Origin of the sequence: Winogradskyella sp. (assembly GCF_013213975.1) — a bacterium.
Classification (GTDB): Bacteria; Bacteroidota; Bacteroidia; order Flavobacteriales; family Flavobacteriaceae; genus Winogradskyella.
In genome coordinates this window covers 1-2,566 of record NZ_JABSST010000148.1, presented here as the reverse complement: position 1 = coordinate 2,566, position 2,566 = coordinate 1, and the positions used below count along the sequence as shown (strand labels likewise).

Sequence of the window (2,566 nt, the reverse complement as noted above, 5' to 3'; positions counted from 1 at the left end):
GCTCTTTGGTTAATACTCTATTCATTTGTTCCAATGGCACATCTAAATAGTGTGCAGCAAACTCAGCTTCACTTGAGAATACATCCTCATGATTTGGTGATAGTTGTAACAACTCTTTAGGTCTTGTATAACCATCATTACAATTAGCTCTAAATATTGCAGCACCTCTACATTGTGTAACTGTCTCAGGATTAGATCCTTTGCCTACATAATTTTTGTCTTGATGACATGGTAACCAGAAGGGCCCACGAGCTTGAGCTATGTATATGAATGGATGTGATCCACCTGGATTAGGCTTTTCATTTGTATTCACTCGCCTAAATGGACAGCCAGCACATGCTTTCTTACTCTTTGTTTCTTTGAACTTCTGATTCATTTTACTGGTAATTTAAAATAGTTTTTTACATCACTATCCATCCAACTTAATTCTTTGTATCTACCATTTTTGTAACGGAATACTATTCCATGTACTTTACGGTAGACATATTTGAAATTGATGAAAAATATTCTTTCAATAACTGTTATTTCTTCGACAATTTCATCTGGATTAATCTCAATTAATTCTTTTTTTATGACTTTTACCATTGTTGATTCTTTTTTACTTGAGTATTAGGCCGTAAATTCTGATTTATTCTCAAGTTGTTCGTAAATTTTTTCATCCATTGCATCATCATCAAGATTTAATGAGTTTATGTCTTCTTCTTTTAATGCTAATGGGTTTAATTTAATAATTGAAATTCCTTTCATTTTTGTGAGTTTAATTGTTAATATTATGTTTAATTAAATAAAATACAGAGCTGAATTGTCTGAGCGCTTACCATTAACTGCTTTCACTCAAGATACACGCATGCATCAAGATAACAACGTCTGAACTCCTGGTTCCTTTTCATAGCTACAATTGACGTAACAGTCACTCTGTATTTTTAAAATGCAATCTAATTAATAAAATTAATTTCTAAGTTTAATCCTTATAGATCACTTAAATTTTTTAATAAATCTGGTCTTGTTGCATAAACATCTTCAGATTTAATATTAATATGTTCCACTTTAGTAGTACCACCTAATGGTAAAGTGAATTCAATTCTGTAAATTATTTCAGTTTGATTAGAAACTAATTCTACTTTAACACGAACAACTGTTCCTCTTGCAATTTTATTGTTATGCATAAAAAATACAGTATCTCCTGGTTGATATTTAAATGTTATTTTATGTGCCATTTAATTATTAATTTTAAAATGTTTGTTAAATATTTTTGCTCCTATTCCGAACAGAAGTAATCCACCGAGTTTAATCGGTATTTCAAATTTTAGCTCTAAATCTGTTGAATACAACATTACTGACAAGCCACCTAATATTAAGATGACAGACAGTATGAAATATATTGCTAATTTAATTTCTAGTTTCATTTGAATCTTCTTTTAGTTTGTTTTGGTTGTAATATCCAGTCTCCTTCTCGAATAAATCTTAATATATCATTTTTACTGTAAGATGCTGTTGATTTACTAACTCTATCAGTTGACCAAGATATAATTATTCTGCCTTCTGTATCCATGAAGTCCATCTTATATAATTGTTCGCCCATTTCTTTGTGCTTGAAATGTCTACCAATTAATGCATCTATTTGCGTTTCACTGATTACTTCATCTATTTCTTCGTAGCCTGGTTTAGCTTGTTTTCTTTTAGGTAACATAATTAGTTTTTTAATAAAATCCAACTTCCATCCTTGATGTATTCTACTACATCTTTACGATCGTAAAGCCTGTCAGAAATTCCACCTCTAGTTTCACAATACCATTCTATTTCAAATTGATCCGTGTCTTCAAAATAATCTGAAATAGTATATTCTTTTTTATTTATTGAATAAGATAAAGTTTTGAATTTTCTATTTACTAATAACTTAAATGAAAGTAGTTCATCGTATCCTTTTTTAGCTTTCTTTCTCTTCAGTAACATTATCCAAATGGTTCTTGATTATTGTTTCTATCTCTTGCAGATTTTAAATAATCTGTTGCTACAAACGCCGGGATCCATGTAATAAGTATTATTTGATAATTATCAGATAAATAGCATGGTAATAATAGTATTGTTGAAAACATAATTATTTCAATTAATGCTGCTATATAATTTTTCATATTTATATTTTTATTGTTAAGATTTTTTACATGTATTTTAGTATTTAGGGCAGCGACAAATTAAACAGGAATTGCATCCATTATCATTTAAAGTTCATCTGCCCTTTTTACTAGTTATATATTTTGCAATTAGTTTTTTATAAGTATTAATTATCAGTTATTTATTCTTTGGTAAAGGTAACTATACACCATTGTTATGTGTAATTAGTAGTGAGTAATATTTGTTATACTTCTTACAACTTCTAGGTCTTTATGTTTATATAAAACAACTTCTATATTTTTGTGAATATTAAGGCTGAAACATCTATTAAGACCTATAATAACATCTTCACCTTGTAATTTTAAAATAGCAAAAAACCAAGGATTTCCTTCGTAGTAATAGAAAGATTCTACATTTGCACTTATTTCACCTGTATCTGTATTGTTATTAAGCC

Annotated in this window: 9 protein-coding genes; all 9 read right to left on the bottom strand. The window is 28.7% G+C overall.

Annotated features, from left to right (window positions below; all coding sequences use genetic code 11):
- Positions 1-376: hypothetical protein (locus tag HRU49_RS14470; protein ID WP_296358412.1), on the bottom strand; the 376-nt coding region annotated here is incomplete at its 3' end.
- Positions 373-585 (bottom strand): hypothetical protein, encoded by a 213-nt coding sequence (locus HRU49_RS14465; protein WP_296358410.1) that lies wholly within the window; start codon positions 583-585, stop codon positions 373-375. The genes HRU49_RS14465 and HRU49_RS14470, both read right to left, overlap by 4 nt.
- Positions 586-609: 24 nt before the next feature.
- The gene (locus tag HRU49_RS14460) at positions 610-747 is read right to left on the bottom strand and encodes a hypothetical protein (protein WP_296358408.1); all 138 of its coding nucleotides are present in this window, start codon (positions 745-747) and stop codon (positions 610-612) included.
- Between the two features lie 221 nt (positions 748-968).
- The gene (locus tag HRU49_RS14455) at positions 969-1,217 is read right to left on the bottom strand and encodes a hypothetical protein (RefSeq protein ID WP_296358406.1); all 249 of its coding nucleotides are present in this window, start codon (positions 1,215-1,217) and stop codon (positions 969-971) included.
- Positions 1,218-1,406 carry a hypothetical protein gene (locus HRU49_RS14450; protein ID WP_296358404.1) on the bottom strand — a complete coding sequence of 63 codons (189 nt, stop codon included), beginning with the start codon at positions 1,404-1,406 and terminating at the stop codon, positions 1,218-1,220. It lies immediately after the preceding gene.
- Positions 1,403-1,690 carry a hypothetical protein gene (locus HRU49_RS14445; RefSeq protein WP_296358402.1) on the bottom strand — a complete coding sequence of 96 codons (288 nt, stop codon included), beginning with the start codon at positions 1,688-1,690 and terminating at the stop codon, positions 1,403-1,405. Before HRU49_RS14445 ends, HRU49_RS14450 begins: the two co-directional genes overlap by 4 nt.
- Positions 1,691-1,692: 2 nt before the next feature.
- Positions 1,693-1,953: a hypothetical protein gene (locus tag HRU49_RS14440; RefSeq protein WP_296358400.1), complete on the bottom strand. Its 261-nt coding sequence runs from the start codon at positions 1,951-1,953 to the stop codon at positions 1,693-1,695.
- Positions 1,953-2,132 carry a hypothetical protein gene (locus HRU49_RS14435; RefSeq protein WP_296358398.1) on the bottom strand — a complete coding sequence of 60 codons (180 nt, stop codon included), beginning with the start codon at positions 2,130-2,132 and terminating at the stop codon, positions 1,953-1,955. Before HRU49_RS14435 ends, HRU49_RS14440 begins: the two co-directional genes overlap by 1 nt.
- A 204-nt stretch (positions 2,133-2,336) precedes the next feature.
- Positions 2,337-2,566, bottom strand: a 230-nt coding sequence (locus tag HRU49_RS14430; protein ID WP_296358396.1) for a hypothetical protein, incomplete at its 5' end; no start/stop codon positions are given.

Bases quoted from the DNA above. Each gene is read 5' to 3' on its own strand.
- HRU49_RS14465 (WP_296358410.1), bottom strand. From the start codon at position 585: ATGGTAAAAGTCATAAAAAAAGAATTAATTGAGATTAATCCAGATGAA.
- HRU49_RS14460 (WP_296358408.1), bottom strand. From the start codon at position 747: ATGAAAGGAATTTCAATTATTAAATTAAACCCATTAGCATTAAAAGAA.
- HRU49_RS14455 (WP_296358406.1), bottom strand. From the start codon at position 1,217: ATGGCACATAAAATAACATTTAAATATCAACCAGGAGATACTGTATTT.
- HRU49_RS14450 (WP_296358404.1), bottom strand. From the start codon at position 1,406: ATGAAACTAGAAATTAAATTAGCAATATATTTCATACTGTCTGTCATC.
- HRU49_RS14445 (WP_296358402.1), bottom strand. From the start codon at position 1,690: ATGTTACCTAAAAGAAAACAAGCTAAACCAGGCTACGAAGAAATAGAT.
- HRU49_RS14440 (WP_296358400.1), bottom strand. From the start codon at position 1,953: ATGTTACTGAAGAGAAAGAAAGCTAAAAAAGGATACGATGAACTACTT.
- HRU49_RS14435 (WP_296358398.1), bottom strand. From the start codon at position 2,132: ATGAAAAATTATATAGCAGCATTAATTGAAATAATTATGTTTTCAACA.